Origin of the sequence: Sphingomonas colocasiae (genome assembly GCF_019880585.1) — a bacterium.
GTDB lineage: Bacteria > Pseudomonadota > Alphaproteobacteria > Sphingomonadales > Sphingomonadaceae > Sphingobium_A > Sphingobium_A colocasiae.
In genome coordinates, this window is the sequence record NZ_JAINVV010000013.1 from 142,410 (window position 1) to 161,867 (window position 19,458).

Genomic DNA, 19,458 nt, shown 5'->3' on the forward strand with positions numbered 1-19,458 from the left:
GCCGGCGCTTCAGAAACCCAGCCTCGCGCCCAGCGAGAAATATCGTCCGACGACATCGTAGAATGGCGAATAGAGCGAGCCGTTCGGCGCCTGCTTGTCGAATATATTGCTGATATTGGCGTAGATTTCCATTTTCGCACCCGCCCCGGCCGCGATATGCGCGCGCATCAGCAGATCGACATAATTATAGGCCGGGATACGATTGTTGAGCAGCTTCACCGTCGAATTGTAGTTGCCCGCCGAGATATGGCGCAGGCGGAGCTGCCCCCCGAAATCGTCGCTGTCATAAGCGATGCTGGCATTCACCCGCCAACGGGGCACGCCGAAGCTGAACGAATTTCCCTGGGAGCCGACATATTCGATCGCGCTGACGCCGTCGTCGGTGGTCAGGCTGTCCACCCAACTCGCCAACAGCCGAAAGCTGACCTCGCCCGGCAGGCTGGAAATCCTGTCGAGCTTCAGCCTTTGCAGCAATTCGGCGTCGATCCCCCGCGTCCGATACTGGGAAAGGTTCAGATAGGACGAGGTGGTGTAGAGGATGTTGCCGGCGGCATCGCGCTCGACATGCGCGCAGAGCGCCTGGTTGCCGTTGAAGCAGCGGACGACCAGATCCTGCGCGGGCACCGTCGTGATCACATCGTCGATACGGATCCGGTAATAGTCGAGCGAGAGATGGAGACCCGGGATCGCGGGCGGCGCATAGACGAAACCGGCGGTCAAGGTGCTCGCGGTTTCGGGCTGGAGGCCGGGATTGCCGCCGCTATAGCTCAGCACATAGACGTTGACGCCCTTCAGCGGGTCTATGATCGTGTTGTAGCCGGTCTGGAGCTGCGTATAGAGTTCGGCGAGATTGGCCGACCGGATATCGCGCGAGCGCGTGAAGCGCGCGCGGAATCCGGGGAAGAACTCATTGGTCGCGCCAAGCTTCCACGACCAGATCGATCCGGTGGTGTCATAGTCCGACAGGCGCACCGCCGCGTTGAGTTCGAATTTCCTGAGCAGCGGCAGATCGCGCGCCACGGGCACCAGGATCTCGCCGAAGGCTTCCTTGACCGTGAAGCCGCCCACGATCGGCGCGAAGTTGAAGGTGCGGAACGCCTTGGCCAGATCGAGCGCGCCCACCGTTTGCCGGATCGATTCCCGCCGCGCCTCGATCCCCGCCGCGATCGAAACCGGGCCGGCCCAGAGGCTGAACGGTTCGCCGCGCAGGCTGAAGCCGCCGACGTCGAGCCTGGTGGTCGCCCGCTGACGCGGGGTGCCCGTGACATAAGCGAGCGCCTCAGGTGAAGGCGAGCCTTCGCCGAACAGGTTGATCGGCACGCAGGCGCTGGACGGATCGGTGAGCTTGACCCGGCAGACCGGTTGCCCCGTCACCGGATCTCGCACCGCATCGACGGCCTGGTTGAAATTGGTCGCGAGGACGAAACCCGGCGTGTCGATGTCGTTGTGATATTCGCCACGGCTGTAATAGCCGCTCCAGCGCCAATGGCCGCCGATCTTCCCGTCCAGCGCGATGGTCGCCTGTGTCGTCGAACGCGCGAAATCGATGCGTGGAAACGGGAAGTCCGAATTGAAACGCCCCATGCGGAAGCTGGTTTCACCCGCCGCGAGCAGTTGCGCCGCGATGGTGGGGGACAGAAACGCATTGTCGGCGGAGACGGTGATGTTGCCGCGATTGTGATCGCCGAACCAGATATAGTCGTTCCACATCCGCGAGTGGCGCAGCTCCGCGGTGATCTTGAGCGCATCGCTCACCGCGAAACTCATGCGGCCGAGCGCGCTGTAGCGGCGCTGCGGGGTGACGAGCGGACTGATATCGTCGTTCGACGGTCCTTCGCCGCCGATCATGTCGTTGCCGATCACGGTGCCGTAGCGAAAGTCGCGCAACGAGCCGTCCGGATCGAAGGCCTTGCCGGTGAACACGCCACTCAGGATCAGCCCGCCATGCGCGGCGTTGGCGAAGCCCACGTCCGGCGTGAGCATGAAATTGCCGTTCCCCGCCGCCACCGTCGACCAGCGCCCGACCGTCGGGCGCGATACCTTCGGGATGACGCCTCGATTGTCGAGATATTCCGCCCCGATCGTCAGATGACCACGCCCATCGGCGAAGCCCGTGCCGAACGCGCCCTCGAAACGATGTTCGGCGGCGTCGCCGCGCGACGATATGCCCGCCTGTCCGCCGAGCCTGAGTCCGTCCAGATCCTCGTCGAGCACGATGTTGACGACCCCCGCCACGGCACCCGAACCCCAGGCCGCGGATGCGCCGCCAGTGACGATATCGACCGACTTGATCAAGACCGTCGGCACGGTGTTGAGATCATTCTCGCTGGAGAAACGCCGCCCGTCGAGCAGCACCAATGTGCGGTTGATCCCCAGGCCGCGCAGATCGACCGGCGCCGCGCCAGCGCTCGTATTCGTGCCTGATGTCTGGGGTGAGATGGTCCCCCGGAACTGCGGCAGATCGTTGAGCGCGGCAGCGACGTTCGGCCGGGCGCCGATATCGAGGCTCGACCGGGTCACATGCAGCGTCGGCGTGGGTGCCTCGAAACCCGGCGTGTCGATGCGCGAGCCGGTGACGATGATCGGTGCCGCCTCGTAAAGCTCCGCCGACGCCGGCGTATCGACCGGCGTCTCGTCATCGTCCGGTGCCCGCGCATCGGCGCGCTGCGAGATGACATAGGAACCGCCGGCGGTGAGGCTGAACGCCAGCCCCGTGCCCTTGAGCAGCCGGCGCAGCGCCTCCGCGACACTGTAGCTGCCCTTGAGCGGCGGCGCGATATGGCCTTTCGCCGCCCTGGGGCTGAAGATGATGTTCGAATGCGTGACGGTGCCCACCGTCTCGAGCGACTGCGGCAGCGACTGGCGCGGCAGCGAGAACGGGAATTTCGGGGCGGCCTCGGCAGTGACGGCGGAGGCCGCGAAACAGGCGACGGCGGACGGCCAGATCAACCTGCCTCCCCTGCTCACCCATTCACCTCCCGTCCCATGGCTCCGCCCGACCTGCGCGGCGGCGCACGGCAACAGCCGTCGCTACCCCGAGACAGGTTCAGAGCGTCAAAAGCAAGAGCTCCCCGTCACGTTGCACGCGCAAACCGTGAAGCTGCGCGACGGCGGCCGCGAATTCCGCCGCTTCGTCGGTCGCGAAGACACCCGAGACCGGGAGCCCCGCCAGCCGCGCATCGTTCACCACCACGCGCTGCTGACCATAGCGGTTCACCTCCGCCACCGCTTCCGACAACGGCGTATCGCGGAACAGGATCTCGCCACGGCGCCAGGCGGTGACCGCATCGAGCGCGGGCCGGTCCAGCACCGGCGTCGCCTGCGCCACGGCCGACACACGCTCGCCCGGAGACAGGACCGCGAGCAATTGCGGATGCGTGCCCGTGCGCGTGACCTCCACCTTGCCGCGCAGCAAGGTCACCCGCACGCGATCGCCATCGCGCCGGACGACGAAGCTGGTGCCGAGCGCCCGGATCCGCTCGTCGCCCGCCGCGACGACGAAGGGGCGCTTCGCATCATGCGCGACATCGAACAGCACCTCGCCACGTTCGAGAGAAACCTGCCGCGTCTCGCGATCGAACCGCACCGTCACCTGGCTGTCGGTATTGAGCGCGATGCGGCTGCCATCATCCAATGTCGCGCTGCGCTGCTCGCCGGTGCGCGTATCGAAGACCGGCGCCTGATTGAGATAGACCGTCATCGCGCCGGTCACCACGACGGCGAACAGCGACGCGGCGATCGCCAGCGGCATGAAGCGACTTGGCGTCCGCGCCCGCGCATCGGCGACCGCGACCACGCCGGGCAGCAATTCCCACAATTCGGTCGCGCGTTCGAACGCCTCCTGATGCGCGGGATCGCCGCGCAGCCAGTCCTGAAGCGGTGCTTCCGCCCTGGCGCCGTCGGGCCCATGCAGCCTGGCAAGCCATGCCGATGCCTCCGCGTTCAACCGGGCGCGCTCCTCCTTCGAGCGGATCACCATTTTTCCATCCAGTTCATCATCTCCAGCGTCGCACGCGCGACCTGCTTCTCGACGGCGGGGACCGACATCCCTTCTTCCGCCGCGATCGTCGCATAGCTCGCGCCATCCAGCCGTCTGCGCAAGAGGATACGGCGCGTGCGTTCGGGCAGGCGCTCCAGCCCGGCGGCGGCATGCTTCAGCCGCGCCTGCGATTGCAGCACCTGTTCCGGATCGGGCGAAGCATCCGCGATGCTGAAGACATTGCCGGCCGCGAAGGGCGCGCGCCGTTCGCGACGCCCTTCATCGATCGACAGATTCACCGCAACCTTGACCAGCATCGCCTCCTGCGATCGCACCGAATGCTTTTGTTCGTAGCGCTCGACCTTCAGAAACGCTTCCTGCACCAGATCGTCGGCATCCTGCTCCGCGACGCCGCGACGTCGCAAAGTAGCCCGGACATGTCGCAGCATTTCGCTCAGTTGGCTCATCGCGCTCCCTACTCATCCCCCTAGACGATGCGCGCGCCGGAATCCGACAAAAACTTGTCGGGCCGATGCCGGGATTGCCAAACAGCCCCTCAATCCCGGTCCGGCCCGCGCGGCGCTTGAGCGTTGCAGGATGCGGATGCGTCGACATTCCCGCACCCGATATGGGGCGAGCGGAGGTGAAGGCCGTTCAGCGCGCGGTGTTGCGGGCGATCGTCCGCCATTCCCGATCGGTGAGCGGCAGGGTGCGGAGCGCGGCATAATAAGCGGAAAGATCGCGCGCGAACGGCCAATCCGAAGCGGGCACGAAATGGCGGATGCCGATCCGCCGCATCAACGCGACGAATGCGGCCCTGTCCCCTTCCGCGACGGTGCCGGCCCTGATCGCGGCGAGATCGAAATAAAGCCGGTCGCACAGCGATCGATCGCGTTCGCACGCATCGGCGAAAACGCCGAGCGCGGCCATCGTCGATGCGTCGATGCCGCCCCAGCCCGCCGCATGAGCGATCTGGACGGTCGTGCCGCGCGCGGCGGGCAGCACGTCCTTCAGGAAGATGCGCGCTTCCTCCGCGCCATAGCCCGTCGCCTGGTTGCGCATATGCACCATGATGCGCAGCCGCGCCGAGGCCGCCGCGCGGAATATTCCGGCGAGCATCGCCACCTGTTCGGGCTTGTGAAAATCGAGGCGCGAATTGGCGAGGTGGAGCTTGATGCCCGCGACATGGCGGTCGCCCTTCCAGCGCTCGATCTCGGGCAAGGCGGTTCCGGTCACCGGATTGACGCCGATATAGGCCTCCAGCCGCGCCGGATGCGCACGGGCGAGGCCGACCGTGAAGTCATTGGCGGCGCGCAGGATTTCCGCATGGTCGGGCACGGGCGTCGCCATCAGCGGGCTTTCCGCGAGATAGCCGGTCGACATCACGCGCGCCCGCCTGATGCCCGCCGCGTCCATCGCCGCCAGCAGATCGTCCACCGTCAGCGGATTGGCGAATTCGGGATCGCATTTGCTCGTCCGCCCGGGGCTGGTGCAATAGGCGGGCAGGAACGCCAGGATCGCGGGCGAATGGACATGGACATGATGATCCACCGCCACCGCGGGCGACGGCCCGCGCGCCTGCAGCGGGGCCGCCGAGAGGATGGCGGCCGCCGCGACCAGAAGCGCGCGGGCGATGCTCATTTCGCGGCGTCGCCCAGCAGGGTCTGTTTCCAGAACTGGACCGAGGTCCAGAAATAATAGTCCGAATTTTCCTTCTTGTGGAAACCATGACCTTCATTCTGCGCGAGCAGATGCCAGGCGGTGCCGCCCTTGCCCCGGATCGCCGCGATGATCTGCTCCGCTTCGGACGCGGGCACGCGCGGATCGTTGCCGCCGGTCGCGACCAGCAGCGGGATGTTGATCCTGTCGACGCTGGTGAGCGGCGAGATCGCGATCAGCTTCGCCCGCTGCTTCGGATCGCGTTCGTCGCCATATTCGGCGCGACGCAGGTCGCGGCGATAGGATTGCGTGCTTTCCAGGAAGGTCACGAAGTTCGAGATGCCGACATAGCAGCTCGCGCTTCTGATCCGCGCGCCATAATGGACGGCGGAAGCATAGCACATATAGCCGCCATAGGACATGCCGGAGATGGCGAAGCGGCCGGCGTCGAGCCTGCCGTCCCTGCCCAGCGCGTCGAGGATCGCGCCGATATCCTTCACCGAATTCTCGCGCAGGTCCGGGCCGTTGTCGAGATTGACGAAGCGCTTGCCGAAGCCGGAGGAACCGCGAACATTGGGGAAGAACAAGGCGATGCCGAGTTCACCCACCAGATAATTGTCGGCCCCGCGATAATCGGGCCGCACCTGCCCTTCGGGGCCGCCATGGATATCCATGATCATCGGCCGCTTGCCGGGGAAACGCGCCGGATCGGGCCGATAGAGGAAGCCCGACACCATCTCCCCATCGAAGCTCTTCACTTCGATCAGTTCGGGTTCGATGTTGCGCGCGGCATCGAGGCCACCGGTCTCGCTTTCGGTCCAGCGCGTGACGGCCAGTGTCTTGGGATCGACCGAGAAGGCATCGCCGGCGACGCGCGCCGAAGACATGCTGAGCCCGATCGCCCCCCAGGGGGCGATCTCGATCGCCGAGCCGATGGCATAGGGGATGACGCCGGCGGGCAGGCCCGTCACCGCGCGCGTGCTGCCCGTCGCCACATCCATCACGCGCAGGCGGCTGACGCCGGCTTCGTTGATCGCATAGGCGATGAAGCTGCCATCGGGCGCGATCGCATAATCGCTGACATCCCATTTCGGTTCTTTCGAAACCGGCGTGAAGCGCCCCTTGCGATCGAGCTTGCCGAGCTGGATGAAGTCCGACGCGACGCTGGAGGCGCCCCAGATCGTACCGTCGGGTCCGTAGCGTGGATCGACATAGGATGAAGGCACCTTGTCGCCCGCGATCACGGTCAGCTTGCCGGTGGCGAGATCCAGCTCATGGACGATGGCGTTGCTGATCGACTTGCGGTTGAGGACGAGCGCGGTCTTCCCGTCCGCCGAGAAATCCGTGATGCTCCAGCCGCCGCCTTCAACCTGCGCGACCAGCCGATCGGTCTTCGGATCGCGCGGATCCATGACGTAGAGATCGGTGTCGGCGCCATTGCGCCGCGTCGAGATATAGCCGATCCGGCCTCCGTCCCGGCTCCATGCGCCGAACCAGTTGCGGCTCTTGCCGTCGGTCAGCAGCACCGGGCGGCCGTTTTCGAGGCGGTAGAGCTGATAGAATTCGCCGCCGCCGACATCCTTCTGGATCACCAGCGTGCCGCTATCGCCCGGCGCGCGGAACCCGGCCAGCACGGGCTCCTGCTCGAAGCTCACCTGGCGCCGCATCGCCTGGGGTGCCGCCACGACATGCAACTGATCGGTGCCGCCGAAGCGCGTCTTGACCAGCATCGAGCGATCGACCGGATCCCAGCCCTGGAACACCGCCTTGCGGGCTTCGAGATAGGGCCGCGTGTCGTTCGCCAGCACGTCGGTGACCGGCGGCGGACCGTCGATCACGATCGCGGCGGGCTTCGGCACATCCGCCAGCGCGGCGGTGGCGGCGGTCGACAGGGCGATGGCGAGGATGCGACGCGCAATCATGGATCGTCTCCCGAAACGATACGATAGCAAAAAATGGGTGCCGCCGGCGCGGTAATGGAACCGGCCGGCGGCGGGGGCGTCAGCGCGCCGACGTCAGAAGCGGACGCGAGCGCCCACGGTGATGTAACGCCCGACCACGTCGTAATAGGGCGAGTAAAGTGCGCTGACCGGCGGATCCTTGTCGAACAGGTTGGTCGCGTTGGCATAAAGCTCAAGCTGAGGCCCACTCGACACCGGGATGCGCGCATTCAACTGAAGATCGAAATAGGTATAGGCCGGGATGTGGTTGTTCACGAGGTTGACGGTGCTGTTGTAATTGCCCGCCGACAGATAGCGGGCACGCAGCAGCGCGCCGAACGTCTCGTCCTGATAGGCGACGCTGGCATTGACGCGCCATTCGGGAACGCCCAGGCCGAACGAATAACCCTGCGACTTCACATAATCGATCTTGCTGACGCCGTCGTTGGTGCTGAGGCGGCTGACCCAGGTGCCGAGCAGGCGGAAGGTCAGATTGCCCGTGCTGAGCGGCTGGACATAGCTCAGTTCCGCATCCACGCCGTCGGTCTGATATTCGGCCAGGTTGATAAAGGTCGCGACGGTGCGGACGATCGTGCCCGAGGCGTCACGCTCGACCTTGGTGCACAGGTCCAGATTGCCGTTGAAGCAACGCGTCACCAAATCCTGCGCCGCGATCGTCGTGATCACGTCCTTGATGCGGATATCGTAATAGTCGAGCGTCAGGTTGAGGCGTGACAAAGGCGACAGGACGAAACCGGCGGTGAAGGTGTCGGCGGTTTCGGGCCGCAGGTTGGGATTGCCGCCGCCATTGTTCAGCACATAGACGCTGGTGTTGGTCTTCGGATCGGTCAGCGTGTTGTAGCCCGTCGTCGACTGGGTGTACAATTCGGCCAGGTTCGCCGAACGGATATCGCGCGAGCGCGTGACGCGCCCCTTCACCCCGGGGAAGAACTCGTTGGTCAGGCCGAGCTTCCACGACCAGATCGAACCGGTGGTGTTATAGTCCGAGATGCGCGCCGCGCCGTTGAACTCGAGCTTGTTGAGCACCGGCAGGTCGCGCGCCAGCGGCAGCAGCACCTCGGCGAACGCCTCCTTGACGGTGAAGCTGCCCTTCAACGGCGAGAAGCTGAAGGTCTGGAACGCCTTGGCGAGATCGAGATCGCCGACACGGGCGTTGATCGATTCCTTGCGCCACTCCCCGCCGACCGCGATCGAGACCGGGCCCGCCCAAAGGTCGAACGGCTCGCCGCGCAGGCTGAAGCCCGCCGTATCCAGCTTGGTGCGCGAGCGTGACCGGGGGGTACCCGTGACGTAGTCGATCGCTTCCTGCGACGGGGCGCCCAGGCCGAACAGGTCGATGGGAACGCAATTGGTGTTGGGATTGGTCAGCGCGATCCGGCAGATCGGCTTGTTGGTGATCGGGCTGAGGACCGAATCCACCGCCTGCGCATAGGGCGTGGTCAGCAGGAAGCCGGGCGTGTCGATGTTGTTGTCGAACTGGCCATGGCTGTAATAGGCGCCATAGCGCCAGCGGCCGTCGCTCGACTTGCCGTCGATCGCGAGCGTCGCCTGCGTGTTCTTCCGTTCGAAATCGATCGTCGAATAGGACAGGTCCGAATTGAACCGGCCCATGGTGAAGCTGGTCTGCCCGGCCGCCGCCATCGCATCGCGGATTTCCTGCCGCAGGAACGCGTTGTCGGACTTGATCGTCAGGTTGCCGCGATTGTGGTCGCCGAACCAGATATAGTTGTTCCACATGCGCGAATGGCGGAACTCGGCGGTGACCGTCAGGTTGTCGGTCAGGTCGAAGCTCGCCTGCGCGGCCATGCTGTAACGGCGCTGCGGCGTCACGAGCGGGCTGAGATCGTCGTTCGACGGGCCTTCGCCGCCGATCATGTTGGTGCCGCTGACCACGCCATAATTGATTGGGCGCAGCGAACCATCGGGGTTGAAGCCCTTGCCCGCGAGCACGCCCGACAGGATGATCCCGCCATAGGCCGCGTTGGAGAAACCGACATCGGGCGACAGGATGAAAGTACCGCCACCGTTGGAGATCGTCGCCCAGCGGCCGACATTGGGGCGGCTGACCTTGGGGATGACGCCTTCGTTGTTCAGATATTCGCCGCCGATCACGAAATGGCCGCGCCCATCGGCGAACGACGTGCCGAACGCGCCCTCGAAGCGATGCTCGGCGGAGTCGCCATAGCTGGAGATACCGGCCTGCGCGCCCAGCTTCACGCCGGTGAATTTGCCGTCGAGCGTGACGTTGACGACGCCGGCGACGGCGCCCGAGCCCCAGGCGGCGGAGGCGCCGCCCGTGACGATGTCGACGCTCTTGATCAGGACGGTCGGGATGGCGTTGAGATCATTGTCGCTCGACAGGCGACGGCCGTTCACGAGCACGAGCGTGCGACTGATGCCCAGACCGCGCAGATCGACCGGCGCCTGGCCGGCGCTGGTGTTGGTGCCCGTGGTCTGCGGCGAGGTGGTCGCGCGGAACTGTGGCAGATCGTTGAGCGCCGCGGCGACGTTGGTCCGCGCCGCGACGCTGAGATCGGATGCGGTCACCTGCAGGGTCGGCGTCGGCGCGTCGAAGGCGCGGTCGATACGCGAACCGGTCACGACGATGGCTTCGGCCTCGTCCTCCACCGGCGCCATGTCGGTCGTCTGCGCCGAAACGCCGGCCGATGCGAGGATCGCCACGCACGCACCGATCACGCTGCCAAATCGAATCATTCGTACCCCCTGTGCTGGGCCGGCGGTCCGTTGCCGCAGGCTGTCACTGGGAAGACGACGGTCCTTCACAAAACCGACATATTTTGTGAGATTTTATTCGAAGCCGCGTTGCCTGACCAAGGGCAACGCGGCTCATATCATTGATATCGATGAATATTATAGAGGAATTGATCCGGCATCTTCAGTCGAAGATTTCCTCGAGCCAGGATTTGCGCTTCTTGTAATGGCGCTGGTCGTGGCTGCCGCCATGATAACGATCGTCGGAATAACGATCCTGCCCCCAGGGCTGACGCTGCTGGGGCGGCTGAGGCGGCTGGGGCTGTTGATATTGCGGCTGCGGCGCCCGCGCGGGTGGCGCAACATCCGCGGTGCTGCGCTCGATGATCTTGTCCAGCTCCCCACGATCGAGCCAGATGCCCCGGCATTGCGGGCAATAATCGATCTCGATTCCCTGCCGGTCGCTCATCGCGAGCCCGACCTTGCAGACGGGGCAGAGCATCGCCGATACGGCTTCAGGGGTACGCATCTCAAAAAATCTCCACTTTGCAATTCGTTACGTTGGTGAAACGCATTGGATGTACTTTTGTGCCGTCCGCGCTCCGCGATTCACAGCAATATGGGTGCAATTCGCCCCGATCAAAGCCCCAATTCTTGGCGGATCAACGGCAGGGTCCGCCCCCATGCCGCCGTGCCGGGCGCGATCAGCTCGACATGCCCTTCGTCCGCGACGGTCACGTTCCGGACGGCCACGCCCCTTGCGCGCAATGCCGCTTCATAAGCCGCCGCATAGGCCGGCGGCGCGATGCGATCGAGCGTGGTGTTCACCTGAATCTGGCGAGCGCCACCCGCCGCCATTTCGATCGGCGAGGTATCGGCATAGATATCCGGGCGCGCCGCACTGGCCACGCCCGCCATCGCCTTTGGCGCATCGGTGCCGCAACCATGGCCAGCGGCGTTCGACGAGAAACGCAGATCGGGCAACCCGCCCTGGCTGATCGCGGCATGGATGGGCAATGGCGCCGCCCCGCGCAAGGCGGATCCGGCAGGAAGCGCGGACCGGGCCGCGAGCCAGAGCGCAAGATGCCCACCCGCCGAATGGCCGACCGCGACGATCCGGTCGGTCTTGAATCCATGGCGGGCGCCATCGCGCCCCAGCATGTCGGCGGCGGCGGCCACGTCCATGAAGGTGCCCGGATAACCGCCGCCCGCGCGATCGACGCCGCGATAGTCGATATTCCACACCGCGATTCCCTGCCCGCGCAGATCGTCTGCGATCCAGTTCATGATGGTGCGGTCCGCCACCTCGCTCTGCCAGCAGCCGCCATGGACCATCAGCACCACGGGATGCGGCCCCTTGCCCGCCGGCAACCACAGATCCACCACTTGCAGGGGATCATCGCCATAATGCAGCGTCCGGTCCGGCGCGGGCCTCGGCCGCTCCAGCAGATCGGGCCAGCGCATGATCGGCCGGGGTTCGGCGGTCATCGCCGGGCTATCCGCCGACATGATCGGGATCAGCAAACAGGCGGCCAGCGCGGCATATGGCTTCATTCAAGGATCGCCCCCAGGTCATCAATAATCCTTCGACACGCGCACGTTCACGCTCTGGCGGCCGATCGTCGAGATGCTCGACAGCAGCGACAGCCAGCGCGTGATCTGGAATTCGACGCGCGTCGCCGAATAGCCCTGCCCATCGGTGATCAGTTCCACATAGGTGCGCCGCGTGATGTATTTGCCCGCCGCGATCGATGTGCCCTGTCCCGTCGTCGTGTCCGCCGGCAGGATGCGCAGCCGATCGAGCCCGGCCGCCTGGCGCACGGCATTGATCGGATTGAGCCCGCCGCCGCCGCCCTGCAGCGCCGCGACCGCCGCGGCGAGCTGAAGCGCCTCGGGCGCGGACAGGTTGGTGATCGACGTGCCGAAAAGAAGCCGCGAGAGCAGTTCATCCTCGGGCATCGCGGGAATGCTGGTGAAAGCGATCTCGGGCTTCAGTCCGGTGCCCGTCACGCGGATCGTAGCGTTCAGGCCCTGGATGCTCGCCTGCGCCTCGATATCGATCGTCGGATCGGGCGGGCTGTTGCCGTTGAACCGGATCGAGCCGCGCTCCAGATCGAAATTGCGACCGGCGAAATCGTAACTGCCGCGCAGCAGCTCGGCCGTGCCCAGGATCGCGGGCGCCTCCACCGTTCCGCCGATATCGAGCGCCGCCCGCCATTCGCTGTCCAGGCCCAGCCCGGATACCGTCAGGCGATTGCGGGCATTGGCCTTGATCGCCAGCCGCCAGGGCACGGCCGCCGCCGGCCGCTCGATCACTTCGCCGCGCCGGTTGAGCTCCTTCACATTGAGGCGCGGAATGGTGGAGGCGGCGGTGGCGCGGCCCAGCACATAGCGGCTGCGCACCAGATCGACCTGTCCGCCGATCACGCCGCCGCGCCCATCGGTGCGGATCGTGATCGGGCCGGTGACGGTGGCGCCGATATCGTCGCGATTGATCAGCACCGCATTCTTGGCGTCCATCGCCAGATCGATCCCGAAGCCCTGCGCCGCCGCCAGGTTGAAGCTCCCCCGTCCGGTCACGCTGCCTTCATTGCCCGCACTGGCGCTGAATTCGTCGAGCAGCAATCGGCTATCATCGAACCGGCCGCTCGCCTTCACATTGGTGAGCACCGTGCCGGTCACCGCACTCTCAAGCCGCGCGCCCTGGGTGCGGACCGAGCCGCGGATCACCGGATCGGAGAGCTTGCCGGTGACGTCCGCCCCGATCGCGACCGGGCCGGACAGGTCGAAGATCTCCACCCCGGTCAACCGCCAGAGCGTATCGGCCGGCCCATTATAGCGAATCTGCCCGAACAGCGGCGCGGCCGACAGGCGATCCATGATCCCGCCTTCGGCGCCGAGCGGCGCCAGCCGGGCCTGGGCGCGTCCGATCGTCTGCCCGCCGCTCGCGGCGATGGCGCGCGCCGCCGCGCCGCGTTCGTTGACGACTGCCGCGATACCGACATCGATCGGCTTGGATGAGAGGACGAGGCCGGCGCGCGCCAGCCCGCGAATGCGCAGGTCCATGCGCCCGACCGGCAGGCTCGCGCGCGCGTCCTGGCTGAAATTCAGCGTGCCGCTGGCCATGCCGCTCAGGCCGAGATCGGGCCAGGCCATGTCGAGGATCGACAGGGGCATGCGCTGAAGCGTCGCGTTCACTTCATTGGGGCCTTCGCCGAACAGGCCGGCGACCGTCGCCGAACCGCCCGCGAATTCGAGCCCGGTGCGCGCCAGCCGCCATCCCGCGCCGTCACGGGTCAGCACCGCCGGCCCGGTCAGCTTGACGGGACGGCGGTCGATCGTTCCCTCGCCGATCAGCGAGATGCGATCGGGCGATATGTCGGCCACGGTCTGAAGATCGAAGGCGCGGCCGCGCGCGCCGGCGAAGGATGCGCGCACCTGTCCCGCGCCATCCTTGAGCTTTGCGTTTCCGGCCAGACGCGCCAGCACGATATTGCCGCGCCTGAGCCCACGCGCATTGAGCGTCGCGTCGATCGTGGTGCCGTCCGAATCGAGCAGCACCACCGCGTCGAGCTGTCCGCGGCGGATCGAGAGCTCGGGCGGCCCGGCGAAGCGCGCGCCATTGGCCCTGAGCGCGATGGCGATCCGCTGGATCTCATTCACCGGATCGAAGATCAGCGAACCGTCCAGGCCGCCGCCGGACACGTCGAGCTTCCCGTCGAACCCGCCCGGCAGGCTGCGCAGCGCGCCCGTCGCGGTGGTCCCGGATACCTTGAGTTCGGCAACCGCGATCGTCGCGGGCTGGCCGGTCGGCAGCAGGATCGCGCCATGGCTGGTGAACGGCCCCAGCGTCGATCCGCCAGCCGCCTGATAGGCGAAGCCCTGCGCATCGGGATCGAGCTGCAACCGCACGTCGCTGAGGCCAAGCGCATCCATCGGCCGCGCCAGCAGCAGATCGATCTTCGGCCGGTCGATCGCGCCATCCAGCGTCAGGCGGAACGCGCCATATTGCGATTGCGTGCCCGTGCCCTCGATATGGAAACTGCCGTCCTTGCGCCGATACCCATTGCCCGCCAGCCGGATGCCCGGCGCGGTGAGCCGCAGATTGCGCAGATGGAGGATGCCGTCGGGGGTGCGTTCCAGCGCGGTATCGACCATCGGCAAGCCGCCGGCGAGGCCACGCAGAAACGCGTTGTCGAAGCGCCGGACCCAGGCCTGCGCGCGCCCGACGACACGCGTGCCCTTGCCCCCCGGCCCCGGGACGACGCTCAGCTTCGTCTTGACGTCGACGATGCCGAGCCCCGGAATCAGATAGCGGGAAAGCTGGCCCGAAACCGTCACCTCGTAACGGCCGCTCACCAGATCGACGAACACGGAGACGGTGCTGGTCAGCTTGTCCGACCGCAACTTCAGCCCATCGCCGGTCAGCGCCTTGGCGGTCACCTTCAACAGCCCGTCGACGCGCAGATTCGCCAGCATGCCGCCGGCGACATCGCCCACGCCCGTCACCCGCCGCGCGGTGAGCGCGAGCGGCACGATCATCGGCTGCTTGCCCAACCGGCCGCTCCCCGCCGCGCGCACCGCTTCGAAGCCGGTCTGGTCGAACGCGACGCGCGGCGCCGTCAGCAGATATTCGAAGCGCGCGGTATCGAACCCGCCGTCGAGCATCGCGCGAAGCTGGACATTCTGCCCGCTCATGTTCGGGAACAGCGCGGCGGGCTGCAGCAGATTGGCGGTGATGCGGACATTGTCGAAGGCGGATCGCGCCAGATCGAGCGCGCCGTCCGCATGGATCGACAATGCCTGCGAGCCCAGCGACAGGCTGCCGTCGAGCCTGCGCTCGATCAGCGTCGCCCGCCCGTCGACCGAGATGCGCGGCTGGGTGAGCCGCATCACCTTGCCCTGGCTGATCAGCGAGGGCGCGACGAAGCCGCGCAGACCGTAAAGCCCCTTGTCGGCCGACAGGTCCAGATCGATCGCGCGCTTGCCGGAAAGATCGGCGCGCGCCTCGCCCTTCCACGCGGTCCAGGTGCCGTTGCCGGTCACATCCGCCGCGATCGCGCGCTTCATGCCCAATATCGCGCCGAAGACGCCATTGTCCGGCGAGCGCAGCCTGGCTTCGATATCGAAGCGATCGCGATCGGGCTCGGCATCGATCATCAGCACCAGCCGATCGCCGCCGCCTTCCACCATCGAATCGAGCGCCACTTTCGCGCGGCCCGAACGGATGTCCGCCGCGCCGGCCAGCCGGCCTATCCGCCGCTGCCCCGATATGGCGGGTTCGAAGCGCAGCCGGTCGATCCGGAGCGAGCCGATCGAGATGTCGAAGCCGGGAAGGATCGGGCCCTTCTTCTCGGACGGATTGAATTTCGGCGCCTTGTGCAATGTCGCGAGCGGCGCATGAAGCGATCGGATGTCGAGCCGGTTGGCGATCCAGCCCAGCGGCCGCCAGTCCAGCCGCACATCGGGGGAATCGAGCAACAGGCCCTGCGCGTCATAAACGCGCAGGTCGCGCAGCCGCGCGGTGCCGAAGATCGAGCCATCGATGCGGCCGATACGGATGCGCAACCCCGACTTGGGCGCCATCCGCTCGATCCGGTCGATCAGGAAACGATGCCCGGGGCCGGTATCGATCGCCCAGATGGCGGCGACGGCGAGCAGCAGCAGCGCGACGATGCCGCCGACCAGCCATTTCGCGACCCGCCTCAAAACGCCTGGCCCAGCGAAACATAGACGGCGATGCGCGGATCGCCCTTCTGCCGGTTGAGCGGCGTGCCGACATCGACGCGGATCGGCCCGAAATTGGTGTAGTAGCGCCCGCCAATGCCCGCGCCGAGCCGTAGATTGTTGAATTTGGGGATGCCGCCGGTCGAGATATTGCCGGCATCGATAAAGGGCACGACCCCGAAATCGCCGAAGCGCACGCGCGCCTCCAGCGAGAATTCGGCCAGGCTCTTGCCGCCGATCGGATCGTTGTTCAGGTCGCGCGGCCCGATCGACTGGTAACCGTAGCCGCGCACCGATCCGCCACCACCCGCATAGAAGCGCCGCGAGGGCGCGATGCGATCGCGCGACGCGCCATGGATCGTGCCCAGCCGCGTGCGCCCGGCCAGGACGACACGGTCGCTGACGGGGAAATAGCCGCTCGCATCGATCTGCGTCTTCAGATAGGCGAAGGTGCCCGACTGGAAGGACCCTTCGGGCGAGATGCGGCCGCTCAGGCGGAAACCCCTGGTCGGATTGAGCAGATCGTCCGACCCGTCATAAGCCAGGGTCGCCGGCAGCGCGCCGATGAAGAAGGTGCGATCCACCGGCACCACGCCATTGCCGATAATCCCCTTTTCGCGCGAGGCGAGCAGTTCGGCGCCGACCGACCAGGTCCATTTCTTCTGGAAGATGATGTTGGTCTGTCGTTCCAGGCTGCCCGAAAGCGAGAAGGTCTTCGCCTCATAGGCATCGCGATCGACATGGCTGATCGCGACCTGGGCGTTGAGCACGCGATCGCGCGCGCGGAAATTGCTGCGACGAAGCGTGGCGCTCAGCAATTGCTCCTGCGTTCCCGCGACCCCGCGAAATGTGACGGCGCCCTCCGGCTTGAAGAAATTGCGGTGCGTCCAGCTCACTTCCGCGCGCGCGCCCTCACCCGTGCCATAGCCCAGTTCGCCCGCGATCGTCCGCGGCGGCGCCGGTTCCAGCATCACCGCGACATCGACGGTGTCCGGCGTCTGCCCGGGCACCGTCTCCACCTTGGCCTGCGACACCAGGCCGGTCTGGATCAGCGCGCGGCGAAGATCGTCGGTGAGAGCGGCGTCATAGGGATCGCCGGGATCGAAACGCGCGATCGTCTGGATGTGGCGGGCGCTGAAGACGCGATCGTCGACGACGGTGACGCGGCCGAAGCGCCGCGCCGTGCCGGGGTCGACATCGACGACCAGGGTCGCGGTCCGGTCGTCATGATCGACGACCACCTCCGGCTCGCCGACCTTGGCGAAGGGAAATCCTTCCCGCCCGATCTTCAGTTTCAGCGCGTCCTCGCCCGCCAGAACCTTGTCGGCATCCACCGCGTCCTCGGGCTTGACGCCGAACGCCTTGCGTAGCGCATCCGCCTTGTCCCCGGTGCGATCGAGCCCACGCAGCTCGACCTCGGTGAACCGATAGACGGGGCCAGGCTCGGCATCCAGCACCACGACGATGCGGCCGTCGGGCTGGGTTTCGACGCGCGTCTCGACCTGGGCGTCATAATGGCCCGCGGCGCGCAGCAGCGTCGCGAGCAATTCCTCATCCTCGCGCGCGCGGCGATCGATCTGCGCGACATTCGCCGCCTTGCCTTCATTCTGCTCCAGCGTCGAAAGCGCGTCGAAACGTTCGCGCAACTGCGGCGCCGTCACGCCTTCCAGCCCTTCGAGCCTGACCGAATAGCGGCGATCGCCTTCCACTTCCGTCTGCGTCGCGGGCCCGGGGGTCGCCGGATCGGGCGACAGATCGGCATCCTTGCTCAGATCCGGCCAGTCGACGCCGAGATCGGGGAAATCGGCGAGCGGGGCTTCGGGATCCAGGGGAACCTCCGCCGAGGATGGCGGCATGGCTGGCGGCGGTACAGGCACCGTCGCCGGCTGCGCCACGTCCTGCGCGAAAACCGGCGCGCCCGCGCCCACACAGAGCAAGGCCAGGGTGGCCAAGGCACGGGGCAGCGGAAGACCGGAACGCATCGCCCTTCCCTAGCCCTTCTGCATCGGGCTCGCCAGCGCGATCAGCGCGGGATTTCAATGGTTCGGCGCGGATTCCGTCCGCCCAGCCGGTCCGGCTAGTGACGGGATCCTTCTGTCGTTTGCCGCGACAGAGAAACGATCAGCCGCTCGATCTGCCGCCAGCGGCAAAAATGCCGGACATTGCCGATATCGCGGCTGCGATTGGCGAGCGCGGCCGCTTCGAAACCCGCGTTCGTGCCGTAAATAGCCATCAACCGCGCGGCGTCTTCCCACGACGCGCGATCCACGAAAGGCGTGGACGCCATAACGATGTTCCCCCCAAAGTCTCCCTGGTCGGGACACCTCATCACGATCCGTGCCAAATGAGTCACCACGCAAACAGGCCTGACGCAATGGTCATCAAAGCCTTACCATGTGCCATCACGGGATCGACGTGCCATTACGGGACTCGATCGTTCCGGCTTGGGAACGTGACGACGGCGCCGGAAGCGCTGGCGTATCGCCGCGCGACGTGGCATGCGGCGCGCATGCAAGGCTCCAAACGCCCTCCGCGCGCCGGCGGCGCAGCGATCGCGCTGCTCGCACTGGGCGGCGTCATTGTCGGCAATCATTATGGGCAGGCATCGATCGGTCTGATCGCCGGCCTGGCCACCGGCGGCGCGATCGCGCTGGCGACCTGGCTGCTCGACCGAAGCAGAGGCTGATCGTCAGGCGATCCGGCGCGCCGCCCACACCACGCGACCGATGATCCCCACATCGTCGGGCGCGCAATCCGGCCAGCTCGGATAGGCAGGATTGTCGCTGCGTACCGCCAGCCTGGGCCCGGCCGGATTGATCGCCAGCCGCTTGACGAGCAGCGCATCATCCATGCGCAGCACATAGATGCCGTCGCGCAGCCGCGCAGCCGCATCGCCTCGATCGACCAGGATCTCGTCGCCATTCGACAATGTCGGCGACATGGAATCGCCGGCGACCTGGATGATCGACAGATCGGCGAGCCCGCCGCCGACCAGACTGCGCAGCCATTCCGCCTCGAAGGCGACATGCTGGCGCGGCCGTTCGTCGCCGGCAAAGGCACCCGGCCCCGCCGACGCGCCGATTTCCAGCCGCGGCACCGAAACCAGCCCCTGACGCGGCACCCGCCCCTTCCCCACTGGAACCGGCGCTGCATCGACGGGCCTTCCGCCAAGGCGCTCCTCGGGCACGCCGAAATAACGCGCCAGCATGCGGCGATCGTCCTCGCCCAGGCGCCTGGGCGAACCGCGCCGGATGAATTGCTGGATATAGGCGGCATTGCGCCCGATCATCTTGGAGAGCGACGCCATGTCGTCGCCTCTTTCGCGGATCAGCGCATCGAGGATGTCGCGGGGGTCATTCATCTCCATTTCGGACATTTATCAATAGGAAGTTTCCTTTGCAATGTAGGAAATTTCCTATC

The 19,458-nt window shown here is 66.3% G+C and carries 13 protein-coding genes; 1 reads left to right on the forward strand and 12 read right to left on the reverse strand.

Going from position 1 to position 19,458, the window contains the following annotated elements:
- Window positions 1-9 precede the first annotated feature (9 nt).
- From K7G82_RS25960 to K7G82_RS26010, 11 genes are all read right to left on the reverse strand, one after another.
- Window positions 10-2,949: a TonB-dependent receptor gene (locus tag K7G82_RS25960; protein ID WP_246623882.1), complete on the reverse strand. Its 2,940-nt coding sequence runs from the start codon at window positions 2,947-2,949 to the stop codon at window positions 10-12.
- Window positions 2,950-3,046: 97 nt separating this feature from the next.
- Entirely contained in the window at window positions 3,047-3,979 is a 933-nt protein-coding gene (locus K7G82_RS25965) for a FecR family protein (protein WP_222992878.1), read from the reverse strand.
- Window positions 3,973-4,446 carry an RNA polymerase sigma factor gene (locus tag K7G82_RS25970; protein ID WP_222992879.1) on the reverse strand — a complete coding sequence of 158 codons (474 nt, stop codon included), beginning with the start codon at window positions 4,444-4,446 and terminating at the stop codon, window positions 3,973-3,975. The genes K7G82_RS25965 and K7G82_RS25970 overlap by 7 nt, the downstream gene beginning before the upstream one ends.
- 187 nt (window positions 4,447-4,633) lie before the next feature.
- Window positions 4,634-5,620 carry an amidohydrolase family protein gene (locus K7G82_RS25975; protein ID WP_246623883.1) on the reverse strand — a complete coding sequence of 329 codons (987 nt, stop codon included), beginning with the start codon at window positions 5,618-5,620 and terminating at the stop codon, window positions 4,634-4,636.
- Window positions 5,617-7,560 carry a S9 family peptidase gene (locus K7G82_RS25980; RefSeq protein WP_222992880.1) on the reverse strand — a complete coding sequence of 648 codons (1,944 nt, stop codon included), beginning with the start codon at window positions 7,558-7,560 and terminating at the stop codon, window positions 5,617-5,619. Before K7G82_RS25980 ends, K7G82_RS25975 begins: the two co-directional genes overlap by 4 nt.
- Before the next feature lie 93 nt (window positions 7,561-7,653).
- On the reverse strand, window positions 7,654-10,314 hold the full coding sequence (locus tag K7G82_RS25985) for a TonB-dependent receptor (protein ID WP_222992881.1): 2,661 nt from the start codon (window positions 10,312-10,314) through the stop codon (window positions 7,654-7,656).
- Between the two features lie 181 nt (window positions 10,315-10,495).
- Window positions 10,496-10,840: a TFIIB-type zinc ribbon-containing protein gene (locus K7G82_RS25990; RefSeq protein WP_222992882.1), complete on the reverse strand. Its 345-nt coding sequence runs from the start codon at window positions 10,838-10,840 to the stop codon at window positions 10,496-10,498.
- 110 nt (window positions 10,841-10,950) lie between these two features.
- Window positions 10,951-11,865 carry an alpha/beta hydrolase gene (locus tag K7G82_RS25995; protein ID WP_246623884.1) on the reverse strand — a complete coding sequence of 305 codons (915 nt, stop codon included), beginning with the start codon at window positions 11,863-11,865 and terminating at the stop codon, window positions 10,951-10,953.
- Between the two features lie 21 nt (window positions 11,866-11,886).
- Window positions 11,887-16,020, reverse strand: a complete 4,134-nt coding sequence (locus K7G82_RS26000) for a translocation/assembly module TamB domain-containing protein (protein WP_222992883.1) — start codon at window positions 16,018-16,020, stop codon at window positions 11,887-11,889.
- Window positions 16,017-18,020 carry an autotransporter assembly complex protein TamA gene (locus K7G82_RS26005; protein ID WP_222992884.1) on the reverse strand — a complete coding sequence of 668 codons (2,004 nt, stop codon included), beginning with the start codon at window positions 18,018-18,020 and terminating at the stop codon, window positions 16,017-16,019. Before K7G82_RS26005 ends, K7G82_RS26000 begins: the two co-directional genes overlap by 4 nt.
- Before the next feature lie 95 nt (window positions 18,021-18,115).
- Entirely contained in the window at window positions 18,116-18,325 is a 210-nt protein-coding gene (locus tag K7G82_RS26010; RefSeq protein ID WP_222993051.1) for a hypothetical protein, read from the reverse strand.
- A 165-nt stretch (window positions 18,326-18,490) separates the two neighbouring features.
- Between K7G82_RS26010 and K7G82_RS26015 the strand changes: the two genes are divergently transcribed.
- Entirely contained in the window at window positions 18,491-18,724 is a 234-nt protein-coding gene (locus K7G82_RS26015) for a hypothetical protein (protein WP_222993077.1), read from the forward strand.
- Window positions 18,725-18,727: 3 nt separating this feature from the next.
- Here the strand turns inward: K7G82_RS26015 and K7G82_RS26020 are convergent, their stop codons facing one another.
- Window positions 18,728-19,405 (reverse strand): S24 family peptidase, encoded by a 678-nt coding sequence (locus K7G82_RS26020; protein WP_222992885.1) that lies wholly within the window; start codon window positions 19,403-19,405, stop codon window positions 18,728-18,730.
- Between the last annotated feature and the right edge of the window lie 53 nt (window positions 19,406-19,458).

Coding starts and splice junctions, on each gene's coding strand:
- K7G82_RS25965 (WP_222992878.1), bottom strand. CDS start 3,979: ATGGTGATCCGCTCGAAGGAGGAGCGCGCCCGGTTGAACGCGGAGGCA.
- K7G82_RS25970 (WP_222992879.1), bottom strand. CDS start 4,446: ATGAGCCAACTGAGCGAAATGCTGCGACATGTCCGGGCTACTTTGCGA.
- K7G82_RS25975 (WP_246623883.1), bottom strand. CDS start 5,620: ATGAGCATCGCCCGCGCGCTTCTGGTCGCGGCGGCCGCCATCCTCTCG.
- K7G82_RS25980 (WP_222992880.1), bottom strand. CDS start 7,560: ATGATTGCGCGTCGCATCCTCGCCATCGCCCTGTCGACCGCCGCCACC.
- K7G82_RS25985 (WP_222992881.1), bottom strand. CDS start 10,314: ATGATTCGATTTGGCAGCGTGATCGGTGCGTGCGTGGCGATCCTCGCA.
- K7G82_RS25990 (WP_222992882.1), bottom strand. CDS start 10,840: ATGCGTACCCCTGAAGCCGTATCGGCGATGCTCTGCCCCGTCTGCAAG.
- K7G82_RS25995 (WP_246623884.1), bottom strand. CDS start 11,865: ATGAAGCCATATGCCGCGCTGGCCGCCTGTTTGCTGATCCCGATCATG.
- K7G82_RS26005 (WP_222992884.1), bottom strand. CDS start 18,020: ATGCGTTCCGGTCTTCCGCTGCCCCGTGCCTTGGCCACCCTGGCCTTG.
- K7G82_RS26010 (WP_222993051.1), bottom strand. CDS start 18,325: ATGGCGTCCACGCCTTTCGTGGATCGCGCGTCGTGGGAAGACGCCGCG.
- K7G82_RS26020 (WP_222992885.1), bottom strand. CDS start 19,405: ATGGAGATGAATGACCCCCGCGACATCCTCGATGCGCTGATCCGCGAA.